Below are 19,600 nucleotides of genomic sequence, written 5' to 3' on the forward strand. Positions count from 1 at the left end.
CAGGTTCACGTGACACCGTGTCGCCGAACCGGTCCCTGCGTTCAGGCTCGTCCGGCGCTTACATGCGATGCTGCGAGTTTGGGGTGCGATGACGGCGATCTGGTTCATTTTGGCGGTGATGACGGGGGGCACCGTGCTGGCATTGCTCTGGCCGATGTCGCTGTGGTCCAAGGCACGGCGGGCGGATGCCGCTCCCCCGCCTCCGGCCGGAGCGCTGTCCACCGAAACCGCGTTCTATGAGGACCAGCTCCGCGAGATCGAGCGCGACCTGACGCGCGGGTTGATCGCGCCCGCCGAGGCCGACGCGGCCCGCACCGAGGCGGCCCGCCGCCTCCTTCGTGCCAGCCGGGAGAACCCCGAAGCCGTCTCCGATGGGATGGCCGAGCCCGCCCTGCGCCAGCGCCGCGCGGCCTCGGCCTTCGCACTGTCGACGATCCCGCTCGTGGCGCTCATCGCCTACGGGCTCTACGGCTCGCCTCACATGCCGTCCCAGACGGCCTCCGACCGGCAGGCGGTGCAGTCCGGCGGGCAGGACATGCTGAAGGCCATCGGGCAGATCGAGGCGCGGCTCGCCAGCGATCCGAGCGACGGCCGCGGCTGGTCGGTGCTCGCGCCGGTCTATGTCCGCCTCGGACGGTTCGACGATGCGGCCCATGCCTATGAGGCCGCCACCCGCCTGCTCGGCGAGTCGCCGCAGCGCCTCTCCGATTGGGGCGAGGCCCTCGTCGCCGGCGCCAACGGGACCGTGACGCCCCGGGCGAAGGAGATCTTCGAACGCGCGGCGAGCCTCGATGCCGGCGCCGCCAAGCCGCGTTTCTACCTGGCGCGCGCCGCCGAACTCGAGGGCGACATCCCCGGCGCGGTCCGCCAGCTGACCACCCTGATGGAGAGCGCCCCGGCCGATGCGCCCTGGCTGCCCCTGGTGCGCGAGACGCTCACCCGCCTGAACGGCGAGGCGCCGGCCACGGCCGCCAAGCCCGGTCCTGCCGCCAAGGCTCCCGATTCCAGCGCTGCGGCGGACCTGCAGGCGATGCCCGCCGCCAATCGCGACGCGGCGATCCGGGGCATGGTCGACGGGCTCGACCGGCGCCTGACCGAGAAGGGGGGCACCGCCGACGAGTGGGTCCGCCTCGTCCGGTCCTACGGCGTGCTGGGAGATCGCGAAAAGATGAAGGCGGCCCTCGACCGGGCGCGGAACGCGGTCGGCAGCGAAGCTGGGGCCGGGGCCAAGCTCGATGAACTCGCACGGGAGTTCGGCCTCGCTACGGCACCGGCGGCTCCGCCGGTGACCGCCGCCGATGCGGCAGAGCGCGCCGGGACGGATGCCGCCGTGGCTGCCGTGAAGGCGATGCCGGCGCCCGAGCGGGACGCCGCCATCCGCGGCATGGTCGCCGGCCTCGACCGGCGGCTCGCCTCGAAGGGCGGCACGGTGGATGATTGGCTGCGTCTCGTGCGTTCGTACAGCGTATTGGGTGAACGCCAGCAGGCGAGCCATGCCCTCGATCGCGGTCGCATGGCCCTCAGCCCGGATGCCCGCGCCATGGAAAAGCTTGACATCCTGGCCCAGGAACTCGGCCTGCGCGGAGGCAACGACAAGCCGTAATCCGGGCTGCGACGAAGGACGCCCCCTGACAATCCGCCCCGGCCACGGGTCTTGACCCGGACTGTCATGGGGCCGAAACCCGAGTTACGCCAGAAACCTAAATTATACCGGACCACTGGCCAGACGACAGGACAGCCGGATCTGCCCTTCCGCGCCGACCGAGCGCCCGTTCACGAGGCGCCGGAACAGAAACGGGACGAAACTTGTGACTCGCAAGAGCCGCCGCCTGATCCTGATCGCCGCCTGCGGTGCCGTGCTCGCGCTGGCCCTCGGCCTGATCCTGTCCGCCATGAGTGGGTCGATCGTGTTCTTCCGGTCACCCACCGAGGTGACCGCGCAGGGTGTGGCGCCGGGCACCCGCTTCCGCCTCGGCGGGCTGGTGAAGGAGGGCTCGCTCCAGCGTGGCCCCGACCAGAACATCGATTTTGCCGTGACCGACACCAACGCGACGGTCCAGGTGCAGTATCGCGGGTTGCTTCCCGACCTGTTCCGCGAGGGCCAGGGGATCGTCGCCGAAGGGCGGCTCGAGCCGGGCGGCATCTTCCGCGCCGACACCGTGCTGGCCAAGCACGACGAATCCTACATGCCCCGCGAGGTCGCCGATGCGCTCAAGGCGCAGGGCCGGTGGCAGGAGGGCGGCTCCAAGGCAGCCCCCGCCGGGAAAGCCGCCGAGGGCGTGAAGACCGCCGACGGCGAGCCGACGCTCGGACGACGCAGCGAACGATGACCGGTATGACCCTGAGGAAGGACAATCCGACGTGCTGATCGAAGTCGGACATTTCGCGCTGGCATTGGCGCTGGCGCTTTCCCTGGTCCAGGCGGTGATGCCGGTCTGGGCCGCCCGCTCGGGGGACGCGGCCCTGCGCGCCGTGGCCACTCCGGCAGCGCTCGGCACCTTCGCCTGCATCCTGTTCTCGTTCGGGGCGCTCACCTACGCCCATGCCACGTCAGACTTCTCGGTCCAGAACGTGATCGAGAATTCGCACACGGCCAAGCCCTTCCTCTACAAGCTCTCGGGCGTGTGGGGGAACCATGAGGGCTCGATGCTGCTCTGGGTCCTCATCCTGGCCCTGTTCGGCGCCCTGGTCGCGGTGTCCCGGAACTCGGTTCCGCCGGTGCTCCGTGCCAACACCCTGGCGGTCCAGGGTCTCGTCACCTTCGTCTTCGTGCTGTTCATCATCACGACCTCGAACCCGTTCATGCGGGTGAGCCCGGCGCCGATCGAGGGCAACGACCTCAATCCGCTGCTGCAGGATTTCGGCCTCGCGATCCATCCGCCCCTCCTCTACGTCGGCTATGTGGGCTTCTCGATCACCTTCGCCTTCGCCATCGCGGCGCTGATCGACGGCCGCATCGACGCGGTCTGGGCCCGCGCCGTGCGTCCCTGGACGCTGATCGCCTGGAGCTTCCTGACCCTGGGTATCGCGATGGGCTCGTACTGGGCCTATTACGAACTCGGCTGGGGCGGCTGGTGGTTCTGGGATCCGGTGGAGAACGCCTCGCTGATGCCCTGGCTCGCGGGCACGGCGCTGCTCCATTCCACCGTGGTGATGGAGAAGCGCGATGCGCTCAAGGTCTGGACGGTGCTGCTCGCCATCCTCACGTTCTCGCTGTCGCTGCTCGGCACCTTCATCGTCCGCTCGGGCGTCCTCACCTCGGTGCATTCCTTCGCCACCGACCCGACGCGCGGCGTCTTCATCCTCGCCATCCTGATCCTGTTCATCGGCGGCTCGCTCAGCCTCTTCGCCTGGCGGGCGCCGATGCTGCGGCAGGGCGGCCTGTTCGCGCCGATCTCACGCGAGGGCGCCCTGGTGATGAACAACCTGTTCCTCGCCGCCGCCTGCGCCACCGTCTTCGTCGGCACGCTCTACCCGTTGCTGCTCGAATCCCTGACCTCCGAGAAGATCTCGGTGGGGCCGCCCTTCTTCAACTACACCTTCATCCCCCTGGCGATTCCGCTCCTCCTCATCGTCCCCTTCGGCCAGACCCTGGCCTGGAAGCGCGGCGACGTGCACGCAGCCTCGCAGCGCCTGTTCGCCGCCATGGGTGTCGCCCTCGCCATCGGCCTCGCGGTGCTCGCCTGGACCTGGGGCGGCCCGATGATGGCGCCCATCGGCATCGGCCTCGGTGCCTACCTGGTCGTCGGTTCGGCCATGGAGATCGTGTCGCGGGCTCGCGGCTACGGCAACAGCCGGGCACGGACGGTCAGCGCCGTCATGCGACGGGCCATCGGCCTGCCGCGCTCGGCCTGGGGGACCGCGCTGGCCCATGCGGGCGTCGGAATCGTGGTTCTGGGCATCGCGGCGCAGGGTTGGGCCACGGAGGCCCTGAGCACGGTGAAGCCGGGCGAGTCCCTCACCTCCGGCCCCTACGTGGCCACCCTCGACCGGGTCGGCCCGCGCACGGGCGAGAATTACGAGGAGACGACGGCTTTCCTGACCATCCGCAACACGGCCGGTGACTTCATCGGCACCGTGGAGACGGGCAAGCGCTTCTATCCCAGCCGCAAGATGAACGTGACGGAATCCGGGTTGCTCACCGTCGGGGTCAGTCAGGTCTATGCCAGCCTCGGCGAGATGGTCCCCGGCGGGGCCATCGGCCTGCGGCTCTACTACAAGCCCCTGGTGCTGCTGATCTGGCTCGGTTCCGTGGTCATGGCGCTGGGCGGGGCGGTGTCCCTCACCGACCGCAGGATGCGGGTGGGAGCGCCCGCACGGGCCAAGGAGAAGGCCAAGACCATGCCCGGCACCATGGCCCCCGCCGAATGAGCGCGGCTCGTCTTCCCCGCCTGTTCGTCGCCCTGGCGCTTCTCGCCGGCTCGACGGGCACGACCCTGGCCGTCCAGCCGGACGAAGTCCTGCCGGACGCGAAGCTCGAAGCGCGGGCGCGCGATATCTCGTCGGGCCTGCGCTGCCTCGTCTGCCAGAACCAGTCCATCGACGATTCCGATGCTCCCCTGGCGCGCGACCTGCGGTTGATCGTGCGCGAGCGGCTCAAGGCGGGCGACGATGACAGGCAGGTGCAGGATTACGTCGTCGGCCGCTATGGCGAGTATGTCCTGCTGCGCCCGGTCCTTGCCCTGCACACGTTGCTGCTTTGGCTGACGCCCCTGATGGCCCTCGGCCTCGGGGTTTTCGGCCTCTGGCGTCTGTCCCGTCGGCGTGCGGAACACGAGACCAAGCTGAGCCCTGCGGAAGAAGCCGAGATCGCCGCCCTTACCCGACGCGACTGACGGAACGCTTGTGCTGCATTGCAGCATAGGATGCTTCTACCTCAAGCGCGGAGGGGATCGCCTTCCGCCTGACGAATATTTCCCGGCTGAGGAGTAGCAGTTTCAATCGCTCACACTTCAGACCTATGTAATTTTGACATGCATCGAGATATTTTTTGCTGAGTCATGCAATTAAAGCATTGACGCATTGCAACATTCATCTCTTCGCAGCGCAGCATAAAATCGGCATATGTCGGTCTCCCGGTGCAACCGGCTCTCCGAACGGGCACTCCCGGCGGACAGTAACCGCACAGGTTCCCTCATCATGCGCATCTCGTCCAAAGCCCTCCTCGCCGCCGCGCTCGCCCTCGCCTCCGCTACCGCCTCCCAGGCGGCCGAGCTTTCGCCCGCGAGCGCCCAGAGCGTCGACCTCGGCACCTATCGTGGTTCGGCCTATTACACCGTCGAGAATGGCCGCTACCGCGTGGTCGCCACCCTCGCCAGCGTCAATTCCGGCCATGATCTGCCCCAGGTCATCCGCCTCGTGACGACCCTGAATCCCGAACAGACCGTCCACCTTTCGGTGCCGGGCACGCTTGGCTCCGACGGACGCGAGACCACCATCGCCTTCTCGCGTACCGGCGACAGGGTCGATGTCGCCTCGGCCGATTCGACAGCCTACTGAACGGCCCTTTCCTCGGTCATCCGTATCCATCGATGCCTGGGGACGCTCCCTCACGGACGGACCCGGGCGTTTAATCCAATACTTTCAATTTGTTAGCCGCCTCGATTTAAACTCCCGGCAAGGTTCGGGCGTCATCAGCTTCACGATAGCTTTAGATGACGGAACACATCGATGCGCCTTTCCCTCGGCAACAAACTCGCGGCGGTGATGGGGCTTCTGGCACTCGGTGCCTGCGCCCTGTCCCTGTTCAACGACCGCGTGGTGCTGCATCAGCAGGCGCGGGCGGCCGAAATGGATTCGGTCTGGGAACAGGCCCTGTCGGCGCAAAGCCTCGCCCTCGCCATCGAACGGACGGTGGTGGCGGCGGGCGCGGTCTATACAGCGGACGATACCGATGACGCCAGGGCCAAGTTCGGTGGCCTGAAAACCGCCCTCGCCGAAGTCGGCGAGCAGAAGGACGTGTTCCTGAGCCGGATCGTCGGGCAGGTTCCCGATGCGGATCGCCTCAAGCTCGATCTGATGCTGAAGGAGTTCCTCGCCTATCAGACCGATACGGCGGAACTCGGCCTCACCATCTCACCGAAGGCCGCGCTCATCCAGGGCACCGACGAGGCCACCGTGGCGAGCCGCGCCAGGATGGTGTCCGCGATCACGCGCATCGGCAAGGACACGCTCACGCGTCTCGGCAGCGAACGCGCGGAGACCGTGGCGGAGATCGAGCAGACCCGCATCATCAGCCTCGTGGCCTCCGGGGCGGTGATCCTCTTCACCTTCGGTTTCGCACTCTGGCTCGTCCTCAAGGAGATCCGCCAGCCGCTGGCCCGCCTCGGATCGGCGATCGATGCCCTTGCGGCCATGGATCTCACCCGGGCCATCCCGTTGCTGGAACGACGCGACGAGATCGGAACCATGGCCCGCTCCATTGCGGTGCTGCGGACCGTCATCGTCGACAAGGTCGAAGGCGATGCGCGTGCGCTCGCTCATTCCGCTCTCGAAGCCGAGCGCGCCGCGCGCCTGGAGGCAGCCGCCCAGGCCTTCGAGGAGGAAGCTCAGCGGGTGGCGCAGGATCTGTCGAGCGCCGCCACTGCCATGGCGGGCGCGGCGGAGGCGGTGTCGGACGCCGTGCGGCTCACGCGAGATCAGACCACCATCGTTTCGGAAGGTGCGGCCGGCGCGGGGCAACAGGTGCGCAGGGCCGCGGCAGCCAGTGCGGATGTCGCGGGTGGTGGCGAGGCGATCGACCGGCAATCGCGGATCCGCGACGGTTTGGGCGCCCTGGCACACCGCGAGGTCACCGCGACGCGACGCGCCGCCGCCCTCCTCACCGAAGCGGGGCGCGAGATCGGCACCGTGGTCGAGACCATCGCCACCGTCGCCGCGCAGACGAATCTCCTGGCCCTCAATGCCACGATCGAGGCCGCGCGCGCGGGTGAGGCCGGACGGGGCTTCGCGGTGGTCGCCGGCGAGGTGAAGGCGCTCGCCGCCCAGACGGCCGGTGCCACCGAGGCGATCAAAGGACAGATCGAGGCGATGCGTGGCGCGGCTCAGGATACGCTCCGGGCGGTGGAAGCGATCGGTGGAACGATGGATCAGATGGCGGGCGCAGATGCGGCCGTTGCCCTCGCTCTCGAGGCTCAGCGGATCGCCGGTGCGCGCGTCGCCGACAGTGTGGCCGATGCCGAAGCCAGCGCCGACGCCGTGTCCGGCGGCATCGCCACGGTCGAGGAAGCCGCCGCGTCCAGCGCACAGGCCGCCGAATCGGTGAGGAGTGTCGCCGGCCGCGTGGCAGCAGCGAGCCTCGCCCTCGACGAAAGCATTGCGGGGTTTCTCGCCAGCGTCCGGGCCGCCTGACGGACGGTCGCGCCTCGCTTTCGCCCCACTGAAATCGGAGGAGATCGAGGCGGCGGCCGGACTCCCGGCCCCCGTCGCAGCACCCGTTCAGACTTTCTTTACCCTGACTCGCGAGCGTCCAGCATGGCTTCGCCGACCGCTCTCCTCTCCGCTCGCTCCTTCGTCGCGTCCTCTTTGGCGGCGCTCGCCCTCAGCCTCGGGGCCGCCGCTCCGGCATCGGCCCATCCGCATGTCTGGGTAACGTCGAAGGCGGAGATCGATTACGGCGAGGGCGGCAAGGTGACGGGCATCCGTCACGCCTGGACCTTCGATGCGAGCTACTCGGCCTCGGCGATCCAGGGGCTCGATGCGAACGGCGACGGCACGGTCTCCCCCGACGAGCTCGCGGGCCTCGCCACGGACAATACCGCCAATCTCGCGGAATTCGCCTATTTCACGAAGCTTAAGATCGGCGGCAAGGAGCAGACCTTCGCCGATCCGATCGAGCCGCGCATGAGAATGGACGGCGACAGGCTGACGCTCAGCTTCCTTCTGCCGCTGAAATCGCCGGTGGCGCAGGGGCGCGGAGTCGCGGCGTTGGAGGTCTTCGACCCGACCTATTTCGTTGCGTTCAGCCTCTCGGAGGATGCGGACACCGCGCGCCTCGTCGGCTCGCCGGCCGGTTGCGCCGCCACGATCACCCGGCCCAAATCCGAGCAGGCGAAGACCGCGGATGCCAAGACTGCCGATGCCAAGCCGGGTCTGTCGGAGGCGTTCTTCGAAGCGCTGACCAACGCATCGAGTTACGGCGTCCAGTTCGCGAACCGGATCATCGTCGCATGTCCGTAGGCGTGGCCGCCGCATGGGCCGATCATCCGCGCGGCCGGATCGCCTTACGGATCGCCCTGGCTCTCGCAGCGATCGCCTGTGTCGCCCTCGTCCTCACGGCGCTGTCGTGGCTCCTCGGCTCCAGCGTGGCGCCACCGCCGCCCCGCTCCCCATTCGGTGTCGGATTTCGCGAGGCGGCGCCCTCGGCCACCGGGATCGGCGGCTGGCTGCTCGCCATGCAGTCGAGCTTCTCGCGCAGCCTGCAAGCCACCGTCGCTGCCATCAAGCAGGGCGGAAGCTGGGGGCCCATGATCCTCATCGGCTTCAGCTACGGCGTGTTCCACGCCGCCGGACCGGGCCATGGCAAGGCGGTGATCGCCGGCTACATCATGGCCGGGGAGCGGGCGCTGGCACGCGGCTTCTCGCTCAGTGCCGCCGCGGCTTTGCTGCAAGCCCTCGTCGCCATCGCCATCGTCGCCATCGGCAACCTCCTCCTCAACGCCACCGCCGCCGGGATGACGCGGGCCGGTACGGTAATCGAGACGGTGAGCTTCGCCCTCGTTGCCCTCCTCGGCCTCACGGTGACGTGGCGGAAGGCCGGACGACTGGCGGGGCTCGTTCACGGCGGTAACGCGGCCGCCTGCGCGCCCGGCTGCGGGCATGTCCACCTCAGCGACGCCACCGCCATCGGCCGCCTCGATTCCTGGCGCGAGCGGGCGGGCGTGGTACTGGCGGCCGGCTCACGCCCCTGCGCCGGCGCGATCCTCATCCTGGTCTTCTCCGCGTCGCAGGGCATTTTGGCGGCGGGCATCGCGGCAACGTTCGCCATGGCCCTGGGCACGGCCCTGACCACCGGGGTGCTGGCGAGCCTGGCGGTCTTCGCCAAGGCCCTGGCCCTGCGTCTCGCGGGAGGGCGCGGGTCCACGGGGGCCATCGCCGTAGGTGGGCTCGAACTGCTGGCCGGCGCTTTCGTCTTCGTGCTCGGCATCGCCATGCTGGCCGGGCTCGCCGTGGGCGTGGGCGGATAAGATTTTCCTCGTCACGGATTGCCGTCCTGTGGCAGGTTTCGGATGACCCGCCGGTTCGCGGCTGGGTTTTCCCGTGAAACCGACGGAGCCGGCCCGCATGGCATCAGGTTTCGAGCACATCCTTCACTGGCGGTTGCTGTCCGGCTCGCACCCCTTCCCCGGCCCAGATGGCGGGACCTGCATCAACGAGGCAGCGGTCGTCGCGGCCGGCCTACCCTACCGGTCGATCCGCTCCTCTTCGGATTGTCCGACGTGTTTCTCGAAACCCCTCGCCGCTTACGCGCTCGGCCTCAACGACGCGATGCCGGACGACCAGCGCTCTCGCTTGATGGCCTTCGTCCTGCGCCTGTCCGGCTCCGCTGATACGGCGGAGATCGAGGAGCAACGCACCCGCTTCCTCGCCCTGGAAAGCATTCGTCGAATCCTGCCACCTCTCCTCGACCGGGCAGGTTTTGCTGATCTTGCCGCTCGCTGCGACGAAACCCAGGATCTCGATGCGGGTCTTTTGGCTGCGCAGGCCGCTGCGTGGCGCGGCGGCACCGTGGCTCAGGCCGCGTCGCAGCAACGGGACTGGCGACGGGGCGCCCTCGCCTCCGCCATCGCTCGCAGCGCGGTGGCGGCAGTGAAGTCGGCCACCGATGCCCGGTCAGCGGCCGAGATCGCGGAAGGTTCGGCTCCTTTTGCCGAGGGCGTCTGGGACAGCGCAGCGACCATCCTCGACGAGGCCCTGACCATCGGACGGCAGGCACCGGACATCGATCTCGTTCAGGCGCAGGAACGATTGGATGCGGCGCGGGCGAGCGCGTCCTGAGCCTCGGCCAATAGGTTCGACGAGGCGGGTGATCTCCGCTGCGTCGGCTCAGACGGCCACGGGCCCCGATGCGAGGTCGAGTTCGGTGGTGGCACAGTTGTCGAGCCAGATGCCGGTGAGGTGAAAGAAGAACGTGCCGTGGCCGACGACGGCGATGGTCCGCTCGCGCCGCTCGGTCAGCCAGTCGCGGAACGTCGCCACGCGACGATCGAAGAGGTGGCGCGGCTCCACATGGACACCCTCCGCGATCGGCTCGCCCTCGGCATGCCACCAGATTTCGGGCAGGTGATCGATATCGAGATGCGGGAATTCCGCCTTCAACACGGAGGCGGCGCGCCCGACATCGCAGCTGCTCTCCTGGCATTCGCGATGGAGCACTTCCACCAGGATCTCGGGCTTGGCCGGATGATCGCCGAAAATGCCGGCGGTGGTCTGGATGGCGCGGGTGAGCGGAGACGTCACCACCAGATCGAAGGGGATGTCCCGCAGCCGTTCCCGGGCCGCCGCGACCTGGGCGATGCCCCGCTCCGTCAGCCGGGCATCGATATGGCCGGGATCGCGACCGGTGAGGCGATGGGCTGCGTTGAAGGTGGATTCGCCGTGGCGGATGCAGACGATGCGTGTCTCGGGCATGCGGGCTCGGATCGGGAGGGACGACAGGGGTAGGATGCGATGATCAAGCGCTGAGCCGCTGCGCCGTTCCGTGAAACAGCCGACCACCGCCACGATCTCCTCGCCCCGTCGGCAACGCTCCGTCAACCTCGGTGGCGTTGAGTGGGCTTTTCGCTCTTGGATCACCGCGCGATGCTCCACGTTCCGCCTTCACCTGCCACTGCCAGCGCCATCGCCTTTCCCGGCGACGAGGCAGTCCGGTCCGTCGCCATGGCGTGGCAGGACAGTTTGCTGCGCGAGCGCCGGATGGCCGCGAACACGGTGGAAGCCTATGCGCGCGACCTACGGCAGTTCCTCGACCACCTGCAGAGGCGGCATGGCACGGTCGGAATCGCCGGGCTCGTCGCATTGAAGCCCCGCGACATCCGTGGATTCATGGCAGCGCGCCGGGCCGAGACGGTGAGCGGTCGATCGCTGATGCGCGCGCTCGCGGGCCTTCGCTCCTTCGCGCGGCACCTCGAACGGGACGGTCACGGCAGCGTGTCGGCCCTCGGGGCGATCCGCTCGCCCAAGGTCGAGCGGCGCTTGCCTCGCCCGATTCCCATCGCCGCCGCCCGCGCCTTGACCGATATCGACATCCGCGCCGGGGAATCCCGCGAGCCCTGGGTTCTGGCGCGTGACGCCGCCGTTCTCGCTCTTCTCTACGGTTCCGGCCTGCGCATTTCCGAAGCCCTCGGCCTCACCCGCCGCGATGCGCCCGTACCGGGAGTGGAGTCGGTGACGGTGATGGGCAAAGGCGGCAAGGAGCGGATGGTGCCGATCCTTCCCGTGGTGGCCGAGGCGGTGGCGGCCTATCTCGCCGCGTGCCCCCATGCGCTCGATCCGCAAGGGCCTCTCTTCGTTGGCGTGAAAGGCGGCAAGCTCTCCCCGCGGATCATCCAATATGCGGTGGCCTCCCTGCGCGGCGCCCTCGGCCTGCCGGACAGCGCCACGCCCCACGCCTTGCGGCACTCCTTCGCCACGCACCTCCTCGGCCGCCAGGGGGAGTTGCGCGCGATCCAGGAATTGCTCGGCCACGCCTCGCTCTCGACGACGCAGCTCTACACCAAGGTCGACGCCGCCCGCCTGATGGATGCGTTCGAGCAGGCCCATCCGCGTGCGGGTGCGCGCGCTACAGATCGAGTTCGGGATAGCGTCGGAAGATCCCCTGCTGGTTGAAGGGGATGCGGCGCGGGCTCGCCAGATAGGCGGCGATCCCGGGCCGTTGCCGCACCGCGTCGTGAAGGGCGGCGACGTGGCGGTTTTCGGCGAGGGTCCGCTCCGTCGCGTGGGGGAACGCGTAGAGCAACCCGTCCACGAGTTGGAACAGGGACAGATCGGCGTAGGTCGTGGACCCGCCGACGAGATGGCGGTCGTCGTTGCGGCCGAGCACATGGTCGAACCAGGCGAGATATTCCGGAATCCGGTTCGCCTGAAAGTCCTTCGCTCGCCGAAGCGCTTCCGGCTTCTGGTCCTCGTAGGTGAGGCTCACCGCGATGGGATGGTGAGTGTCGTGTGCCTCGGCCACCACATCCGCGATGGTCAGCTGGATCTGATGGGTCCAGATGCGGTCGGCTTCGTCCGACGGCGCGAGGCCGAGCCGGGGACCGAGATAGAGCAGGATCGCCGCCGTCTGTCCGACCACGACGTCGCCATCTCGGAGGAAGGGCGGCGCATAGGACGGCCGCGCCACCGAGGGATCGCCGAGAAAAGCGGTCATGGCGCCGAGGCCCTGGCCCTCCTCCTCTCGTTCGCGGGCGATATCGACATACTCCGCCCCGGCATCCTCCAGGGCGAGGCGGACGAACTCACCGCGCCCCTGGATCGTCGGCCAGTAATAGAGTTCGTAGGGCATCCGGCGCTCCGCTGCGGAAGGTGTGAGACACCTGTTCCAACACGGGCACCCCGTCCGGGGTGCCGAGCGATGCGACGTTCCCGGACGGCGGCCTACGTCGAACCCGCCCTCCGGCTCATTGCCAAGACGGGGGCGGTAGCCCGTCTCAGATGTGGATCGCCCGCTTGCCGACGGCGAGGGCTGCTTCCTTGACCGCCTCGGTCAGCGTCGGGTGAGCGTGGCAGGTCCGGGCCACGTCCTCGGCGCTGGCACCGAATTCCATGGCGACGGCCACTTCCGCGATCAGGTTGCCCGCATCCGCACCGACGATATGAACGCCGAGCACCCGGTCGGTCTTGGCATCGGCCAGGATCTTCACGAACCCGTCCGTGGTGTGGTTGACCTTGGCGCGACCGTTCGCCGTGAAGGGGAACTTGCCCGCATTGTAGGCGATACCGTCCTTCTTCAGCTCTTCCTCGGTCTTCCCCACCGAGGCGACTTCCGGATAGGTGTAGACCACGTTCGGGATCACCCCGTAATTCACGTGGCCCGATTGCCCGGCGAGGAGTTCCGCCACGGCGACACCCTCGTCCTCGGCCTTGTGAGCGAGCATCGGCCCCGCGATCACGTCGCCGATGGCGTAGATGCCGGTGACGTTGGTGGCGTAGTGGCTGTCGGTCTGGATGCGGCCCTTGTTGTCGAGCTGCACGCCCACGGTTTCGAGACCCAGCTTCTCGGTGTAGGGCACGCGGCCGATGGCCACGAGCACCACGTCGGCCTCGAGCTTCTCGGCTTCGCCGCCGGCGGCCGGCTCCACCGAGACGGTGGCGGCGCCGTCCTTCACCTCGACGCCGGTGACCTTCGACGACAGCTTGAAGACGATGCCCTGCTTGCCGAGGATGCGCTGGAACTGCTTGCCGACCTCACCATCCATGCCGGGTAGGACGCGGTCGAGATATTCCACCACGGTGACCTCCGAGCCGAGGCGACGCCAGACGGAGCCGAGTTCGAGGCCGATCACGCCCGCGCCGATGATGAGGAGCTTCTTCGGCACGGACTGAAGCTCGAGGGCGCCGGTGGAGGAGACGACGATCGTCTCGTCGATCGTCACGCCGGGCAGCTTCGTCACGTCGGAGCCGGTGGCGATGACGATGTTCTTCGTCTCCAGCATCTGGTTGCCGCCATCCTCGGACAGCACCTCGACGCGGCCGGCACCGGCGACCCGGCCAAGGCCGTGATAGGCGTCGATCCCGTTCTTCTTCAGCAGGAACTCGACGCCCTTGGTGTTGCCGTCGACGCCGTCCTGCTTGAACGACATCATCTTCTTGAGGTCGAGTTCGGGCGCGCTGACGATGACGCCCATGTCGGCGAAGTGTTTCGAGGCCTCCTCGAACGCCTCGGAGGCGTGAAGCAGGGCTTTCGACGGGATGCAGCCGACATTGAGGCAGGTGCCGCCATGGGTCGCCCGCTTCTCCACCACGGCGGTCTTGAGTCCGAGCTGGGCGGCGCGGATGGCGCAAACATAGCCGCCGGGGCCGGTACCGATGACGACGAGATCGTAGGACATAGGCTGGTGACTCGCTTGAAGGTTCGGCAGGTCAGGCCCCACCATCGAAGTTCACGCACGCGGAAGCGTCCGGCCGCCCTGCGGCGGCCGGCGGACGGCAGCTGCCGGGTTGTTTCAGAGGTCCAGCACGAGGCGTGCCGGATCCTCCAGCGCCTCCTTGACGCGCACGAGGAAGGTCACGGCCTCCTTCCCGTCGACGATGCGGTGATCGTAGGAGAGCGCGAGATACATCATCGGCCGCGCCTCGATCTTGCCGGCGCGGACCACCGGACGCTCCTCGATGCGGTGCATGCCGAGGATGCCCGATTGCGGCGCGTTGAGGATCGGGGTCGACATCAGCGAGCCATAGATGCCGCCATTGGTGATGGTGAAGGTGCCGCCCTGCATCTCCTCGATGGACAACTTGCCGTCCCGCGCCTTCTTGCCGAAACCGGAGATCGTCTTCTCGATGCCGGCGATGGAGAGGTCGTCGGCATTGCGCACCACCGGCACGACGAGGCCCTTATCGGTGCCGACGGCGATGCCGATATGGTAGTAGTTCTTGTAGACGAGGTCGGTCCCGTCGATCTCGGCATTGACCGCCGGCACGTCCTTGAGCGCTCCGATCACCGCCTTGGTGAAGAAGCCCATGAAGCCGAGCTTGGTGCCGTGCTTCTTCTCGAACATGTCCTTGTACTGGGCGCGCATGGCCATCACGGCCGACATGTCGACGTCGTTGAACGTCGTCAGCATCGCCGCCGTGTCCTGGGCGTCCTTGAGCCGGCGCGCGATGGTCTGGCGCAGCTTCGTCATCTTCACGCGCTCTTCGCGCGCGGCATCGTCGGGCTTCGAGGCGGGGCGCGGCGGCGAGGGAGCCTTGGCCTGGCGGGCCGGCTCCTGAGCCGGGGCCGGGGCGGAGGGCGCCTTGGAGGTCGCCTCGATCATGTCACCCTTGGTGACGCGACCGTCCTTGCCGGTGCCGTTCACCGTCGATGGGTCGATGCCGGATTCCCGCGCCATCTTGGCGACGGCGGGGCCGTTATCGCCGGCCTGACGATCGGATTTCGGCGCAGCGGCCTCGCCGTGGTTGCCGTAGGCCGCCGAGGATTCCTCGGCGGGCGCCTTGTCCGCGCCCTCGGATTTCGGCGTCGCCTCTTCGGTGCGGGTGTCGGCCTTCGTCTCGGTCTTCTTGGCGGCGGGAGCCTTGGCGCCTCCGCCGGCGCCGGCCTCGACGATGGAGCCGAGCAGGGCGCCGGGCTCCACGGTCTCGCCGTCCTTCACCAGGATCTCACCGAGTTCACCGGCGGCGGGCGCGTTGACTTCGAGGGTGACCTTGTCGGTCTCGAGCTCAACAAGGGGCTCGTCCGCCGCCACCGCGTCGCCCGGCTTCTTGAACCAGCGGCCGATGGTGGCCTCGCTCACGGATTCGCCCAGCGTAGGAACGAGGATGTCGGTTGCCATGGTGCTCTGTCCGCCCGAATGGTTTGGTCGCGTCGGAGAAGGGGATACCGGGGTCGTCAGACCGCCAGCGCCTCGTTGAGGAAGGCCTGGAGCTGGGCCTGATGCTTGGAAAGAAGGCCGACCGCCGTGGACGCCGAGGCGGGGCGGCCGACATAGCGCGCCCGCTTCACCTGCGACTGAGCCTGGCCGAGGACCCATTCGAGATACGGATCGACAAAGGACCAGGCGCCCATGTTCTTGGGCTCCTCCTGGCACCACACCACCTCTGCATTGCGGAAGCGCGCCATCTCGTTGGCCAGCGCCTTGAGCGGGAACGGATAGAGCTGCTCCACGCGCATCAGGTAGACATCGTTGACGCCACGCTTCTCGCGTTCGTCGTAGAGGTCGTAATAAACCTTGCCCGAGCAGAGCACGACGCGACGGATCTTGTCGTCCTTCACGAGCTTGATCGTGTCGTCTTCGTGCTCGGCATCGTCCCAGAGCACGCGGTGGAAGGTCGATCCCTCCGCCAGCATGTCGAGGTTCGACACCGCCCGCTTGTGCCGCAGGAGCGATTTCGGGGTCATCAGCACCAGCGGCTTGCGGAACTCGCGGTTCAGCTGACGGCGCAGGATGTGGAAGTAGTTCGAGGGAGTCGTGCAGTTGGCGACCTGCATGTTGTCCTCGGCACACATCTGCAGGAAGCGCTCGAGGCGGGCCGAGGAATGCTCCGGCCCCTGCCCCTCGTAGCCATGCGGCAGCAGCAGCGTCAGGCCGGACATGCGCAGCCACTTGCGCTCGCCCGAAGAGATGAACTGATCGATGACGACCTGCGCGCCGTTGGCGAAATCGCCGAACTGCGCCTCCCACAGAACCAGGGAATTGGGGTCGGCCAGCGAGTAGCCGTATTCGAAGCCGAGCACGGCCTCCTCGGAGAGCATCGAGTTGATGACCTCGAGATTCGCCTGCCCCTCGCGGATGGAGTTGAGCGAGGTGTAGCGCTGCTCGTTCTCCTGATCGATCACGACGGCATGGCGCTGCGAGAAGGTCCCGCGCTCCACGTCCTGGCCCGACAGCCGGACCCGATGCCCCTCGATGAGGAGCGAACCGAAGGCCAGGGCCTCGGCCGTCGCCCAGTCGATCCCCTTGCCCGTCTCGACGGCCTTGGCGCGGTTGTCGAAGAAGCGCTGGATCGTGCGGTGGAGGTGGAAGCCGGGCGGCGGCGTGGTGATGCGCTGGGCGATCTCGCGCAGGATATCGGCCGGCACGCCGGTCTTGCCACGGCGCGGATCGTCCACGTCCTCACGCACGGCCTTGAAGCCGGACCAGCGCCCGTCGAGCCAATCGGCCTTGTTGGCCTTGTAGTTTCCGGCGACCTCCAGTTCCCCGTCGAGCATGGCCCGGAACTCGGCCTTGCGCGCGTCGAACTGCTCCTGCGTCAGCACACCCTCGGCGATGAGCTTCTTGGCGTAGGTCTCCAGCGCCGTCGGGTGCTTGCGGATGCGCTGGTACATCTTCGGCTGGGTGAAAGCCGGCTCGTCGCCCTCGTTATGGCCGAAGCGGCGGTAGCACAGCATGTCGATGACGACGGGCTTGCCGAACTTCTGGCGGTACTCGATGGCGATCTTGGCCGCGAAGGTGACGGCCTCCGGGTCGTCGCCGTTGCAGTGGAAGATTGGCGCTTCCACCATCTTGGCGACGTCGGACGGATAGGGTGACGAGCGCGAGAAGCGCGGATCGGTGGTGAAGCCGATCTGGTTGTTGATGATGAAGTGGATCGATCCGCCGGTGCGGTGCCCCTTGAGGCCCGACAGGCCGAGGCACTCGGCCACCACGCCCTGGCCGGCGAAGGCCGCATCGCCGTGGATGAGCAGCGGCACGACGCTGGTGCGCTGGACATTCGGCTTGGCCCGCTGGTCCTGCTTGGCGCGCACCTTACCCAGCACCACCGGATCGACGATCTCGAGATGGGACGGGTTGGCGGTCAGCGAGAGGTGGACGTTGTTGTCGTCGAAGGTACGGTCCGACGAAGCACCGAGATGGTACTTCACGTCGCCCGAGCCCTCGACTTCGGCGGGAGAGGCCGAGCCGCCCTTGAACTCGTTGAAGATCGCCCGGAACGGCTTCGACATGACGTTCGACAGCACGTTGAGGCGGCCGCGATGGGCCATGCCGAGCACGATCTCCTTCGCGCCCAACGCGCCGCCGCGCTTAATGATCTGCTCCAGCGCCGGAATCATCGATTCCGACCCGTCGAGGCCGAAGCGCTTGGTGCCGGTGTATTTGAGGTCGAGGAACTTCTCGAATCCCTCCGCCTCCACCAGCTTGTTCAGGATGGCGCGCCGGCCCTCGGGCGTGAAGGAGATCTCCTTGCCCTTGCCTTCGATACGCTCCTGAATCCACGCCTTCTCCTCCGGGTTGGAGATGTGCATGAACTCGACGCCCAGCGTCTGGCAGTAGGTGCGCTCCAGGATCTCGACGATCTCGCGGATGGTCGAATATTGGAGGCCGAGCACGTTATCGAGGAAGATCGGACGGTCCCAATCCTTCTCCTCGAAACCGTAATGCTGGGGGTGCAGCTCCTCGTGGTCGCCGCGCGGGGCGAGGCCGAGGGGATCGAGCTTGGCGTGGAGATGGCCGCGCATGCGATAGGCGCGGATCAACATGATCGCGCGGACGGAATCCTTGGTCGCCTGCTCGACCGAGACGCCGCTGGCGGCGACGACGGCCGCGCCATTGGCGGCCTTGGCGCCATCGATCTTCGCGGTGTCAGACTTCGCGCGGATCTTCTCGCCCACCGCCTTCTCGACGGTGGCCCAGTTGCCGTCCAGGGCCGAGACCATCTCGCCATTGGCATGGACCGGCCAATTCGGCTTCTGCCATGAGGCGCCGGCGGCATTCTTCTCGGCAAGGCCGCTCTCGTCACCGAGGGATTTGAAGAAATCCTGCCACTGCGGATCGACCGAATGCGGATCGCGGGCATAGGCCGCCTGCAATTCCTCGAGATAGGCGGCGTTGCCGCCGGTGAGGAACGAGGTTTCGAGAAGCGCGTCCTGGCGAGCCATCTTCGATCATCCTACCGCTTGGCGGAGTGGCCACCCCTGCGGCGGCCCCCTGCTCCCCATGGCGCCGACGGGCGCTTCGATGGGGATGTTCGTGGCGGCGCGGCGATCAAGCCGCGCCGTTTCCTAGATAGATGCTGCGGAGCCATTTTGCACCGCAACACAAGTGACAGATTCCCGAGAACCTCACCCCTTGAGGACGTCGACCAGCGTGCTGCCGAGGCGCGCCGGAGACGGCGATACCCGGATGCCGGCCGCTTCCATCGCGGCGATCTTGTCCTCGGCTCCGCCCTTGCCGCCCGAGATGATGGCACCGGCATGGCCCATGCGGCGGCCCGGAGGAGCCGTGCGCCCGGCGATGAAGCCCACCATCGGCTTGCGACGGCCGCGCTTGGCCTCGTCGGCAATGAACTGTGCCGCCTCTTCCTCGGCGGAACCGCCGATCTCGCCGATCATGACGATCGATTCGGTCTTGTCGTCGGCCAGGAACAGTTCGAGCATCGAGATGAACTCGGTGCCCTTCACCGGATCGCCGCCGATGCCGACTGCCGTGGTCTGCCCGAGACCGGCATTCGTGGTCTGGAACACGGCCTCGTAGGTCAGCGTGCCGGAGCGCGAGACGATACCCACCGAGCCCGGCTTGAAGATGTTGGCGGGCATGATGCCGATCTTGCATTCGCCGGCCGTGACCACGCCCGGGCAGTTCGGCCCGATGAGGCGCGACTTCGAGCCTTCGAGGGAGCGCTTCACCCGCACCATGTCGAGGACCGGAATCCCCTCGGTGATGCAGACGATGAGCGGAATCTCGGCGGCGATGGCCTCGCAGATGGCATCGGCTGCGCCCGGCGGCGGCACGTAGACGACCGATGCGGTCGCGCCGGTGGCCTCGCGGGCTTCGGCCACGGTGTCGAAGACCGGCAGGCCGAGATGGGTCGCGCCGCCTTTGCCGGGCGAGGTGCCGCCGACCATCTTGGTGCCGTAGGCGATCGCCTGTTCGGAATGGAAGGTCCCGTTCTTGCCGGTGAAGCCCTGGCAGATGACCTTGGTGTTCGCGTCGATCAGGATGGACAT

The 19,600-nt window shown here is 67.7% G+C and carries 16 protein-coding genes; 10 read left to right on the forward strand and 6 right to left on the reverse strand.

The features are described 5' to 3' along the window. Nucleotides 1–88 precede the first annotated feature (88 nt). The 9 genes from ccmI to ASF32_RS09380 all read left to right on the forward strand — a co-directional run bounded on the left by ccmI (nt 89) and on the right by ASF32_RS09380 (nt 9,996). Entirely contained in the window at nt 89–1,603 is a 1,515-nt protein-coding gene (gene ccmI / locus ASF32_RS09340; protein ID WP_056426852.1) for a c-type cytochrome biogenesis protein CcmI, read from the forward strand. Nucleotides 1,604–1,808: 205 nt separating this feature from the next. Continuing rightward, a complete protein-coding gene (gene ccmE / locus ASF32_RS09345; protein WP_056426855.1) occupies nt 1,809–2,330 on the forward strand; it encodes a cytochrome c maturation protein CcmE in 522 nt (173 codons plus the stop codon). 31 nt (nt 2,331–2,361) lie between these two features. Beyond that, nucleotides 2,362–4,371: a heme lyase CcmF/NrfE family subunit gene (locus ASF32_RS09350; protein ID WP_056426858.1), complete on the forward strand. Its 2,010-nt coding sequence runs from the start codon at nt 2,362–2,364 to the stop codon at nt 4,369–4,371. After that, the gene (locus ASF32_RS09355) at nt 4,368–4,835 is read left to right on the forward strand and encodes a cytochrome c-type biogenesis protein (protein ID WP_056426861.1); all 468 of its coding nucleotides are present in this window, start codon (nt 4,368–4,370) and stop codon (nt 4,833–4,835) included. Before ASF32_RS09350 ends, ASF32_RS09355 begins: the two co-directional genes overlap by 4 nt. A 304-nt stretch (nt 4,836–5,139) precedes the next feature. Further along, nucleotides 5,140–5,499, forward strand: a complete 360-nt coding sequence (locus tag ASF32_RS09360) for a hypothetical protein (RefSeq protein WP_056427078.1) — start codon at nt 5,140–5,142, stop codon at nt 5,497–5,499. A 171-nt stretch (nt 5,500–5,670) separates the two neighbouring features. Next, a complete protein-coding gene (locus ASF32_RS09365; RefSeq protein ID WP_056426864.1) occupies nt 5,671–7,350 on the forward strand; it encodes a methyl-accepting chemotaxis protein in 1,680 nt (559 codons plus the stop codon). 123 nt (nt 7,351–7,473) lie between these two features. Then, the gene (locus ASF32_RS09370) at nt 7,474–8,178 is read left to right on the forward strand and encodes a DUF1007 family protein (RefSeq protein WP_056426867.1); all 705 of its coding nucleotides are present in this window, start codon (nt 7,474–7,476) and stop codon (nt 8,176–8,178) included. Continuing rightward, nucleotides 8,169–9,185, forward strand: coding sequence for a nickel transporter (locus ASF32_RS09375; protein WP_056426870.1), 1,017 nt, complete (start codon nt 8,169–8,171; stop codon nt 9,183–9,185). Before ASF32_RS09370 ends, ASF32_RS09375 begins: the two co-directional genes overlap by 10 nt. A gap of 97 nt (nt 9,186–9,282) precedes the next feature. Beyond that, a complete protein-coding gene (locus ASF32_RS09380) occupies nt 9,283–9,996 on the forward strand; it encodes a hypothetical protein (RefSeq protein ID WP_056426874.1) in 714 nt (237 codons plus the stop codon). Nucleotides 9,997–10,044: 48 nt separating this feature from the next. On the opposite strand, the gene ASF32_RS09385 is transcribed toward ASF32_RS09380, so the two are convergent. Then, nucleotides 10,045–10,629: a histidine phosphatase family protein gene (locus tag ASF32_RS09385; RefSeq protein ID WP_056426878.1), complete on the reverse strand. Its 585-nt coding sequence runs from the start codon at nt 10,627–10,629 to the stop codon at nt 10,045–10,047. Between the two features lie 249 nt (nt 10,630–10,878). Between ASF32_RS09385 and ASF32_RS09390 the strand changes: the two genes are divergently transcribed. Next, nucleotides 10,879–11,826 carry a tyrosine recombinase XerC gene (locus ASF32_RS09390; RefSeq protein WP_244478217.1) on the forward strand — a complete coding sequence of 316 codons (948 nt, stop codon included), beginning with the start codon at nt 10,879–10,881 and terminating at the stop codon, nt 11,824–11,826. Here ASF32_RS09390 and ASF32_RS09395 read toward each other — a convergent pair. The 5 genes from ASF32_RS09395 to sucD form a co-directional block, all read right to left on the reverse strand. Further along, entirely contained in the window at nt 11,780–12,502 is a 723-nt protein-coding gene (locus ASF32_RS09395) for a glutathione S-transferase (RefSeq protein WP_056426883.1), read from the reverse strand. The two genes, ASF32_RS09390 and ASF32_RS09395, sit on opposite strands and share 47 nt — an antisense overlap. A 145-nt stretch (nt 12,503–12,647) precedes the next feature. Beyond that, the gene (gene lpdA, locus ASF32_RS09400) at nt 12,648–14,048 is read right to left on the reverse strand and encodes a dihydrolipoyl dehydrogenase (RefSeq protein WP_056426886.1); all 1,401 of its coding nucleotides are present in this window, start codon (nt 14,046–14,048) and stop codon (nt 12,648–12,650) included. Nucleotides 14,049–14,162: 114 nt separating this feature from the next. Beyond that, nucleotides 14,163–15,488 (reverse strand): 2-oxoglutarate dehydrogenase complex dihydrolipoyllysine-residue succinyltransferase, encoded by a 1,326-nt coding sequence (gene odhB / locus ASF32_RS09405; protein ID WP_056426888.1) that lies wholly within the window; start codon nt 15,486–15,488, stop codon nt 14,163–14,165. A gap of 56 nt (nt 15,489–15,544) precedes the next feature. Continuing rightward, nucleotides 15,545–18,532 carry a 2-oxoglutarate dehydrogenase E1 component gene (locus ASF32_RS09410; protein WP_056426891.1) on the reverse strand — a complete coding sequence of 996 codons (2,988 nt, stop codon included), beginning with the start codon at nt 18,530–18,532 and terminating at the stop codon, nt 15,545–15,547. 183 nt (nt 18,533–18,715) lie between these two features. Next, the gene (sucD, locus tag ASF32_RS09415) at nt 18,716–19,600 is read right to left on the reverse strand and encodes a succinate--CoA ligase subunit alpha (protein ID WP_056426894.1); all 885 of its coding nucleotides are present in this window, start codon (nt 19,598–19,600) and stop codon (nt 18,716–18,718) included.

Source organism: Methylobacterium sp. Leaf91 (assembly GCF_001422815.1).
Lineage (GTDB): Bacteria > Pseudomonadota > Alphaproteobacteria > Rhizobiales > Beijerinckiaceae > Methylobacterium.